This window comes from Psychrobacter sp. W2-37-MNA-CIBAN-0211 (assembly GCF_040309405.1).
In the GTDB taxonomy this organism is placed as follows: Bacteria; Pseudomonadota; Gammaproteobacteria; order Pseudomonadales; family Moraxellaceae; genus Psychrobacter; species Psychrobacter glaciei.
On the sequence record NZ_JBEOOU010000607.1, the window covers coordinates 1 to 233 of the forward strand.

Here is a 233-nt window from a genome sequence, read left to right on the forward strand (position 1 = left end):
GGCTTACTCAATTCGATAACCCCAAATGTTAGTGATACTTTGATTGCTTTGTTAGCGAATATATTTTGCTATGTACTAGGGTCTATTTGGTTTAGAGCTGGCGTTGCTGAGCGTATTCAAGCGAGTAATTTTGTTAAACCTTGGTCATCAAAAAAAGATTCAAAAAAACGTCAAGGGCCAATTTCGCAACAAGATTTGTTAATTTTGGCTAGCCGATTTGTGAGTCCTACTCG

1 protein-coding gene is annotated in these 233 nt (G+C 37.8%); it reads left to right on the plus strand.

Annotation, left to right across the window (positions count from 1 at the left end):
* Positions 1–233 (plus strand): hypothetical protein (locus AAEY72_RS16430; RefSeq protein WP_352311767.1); only part of this gene is annotated, 233 nt, incomplete at both ends.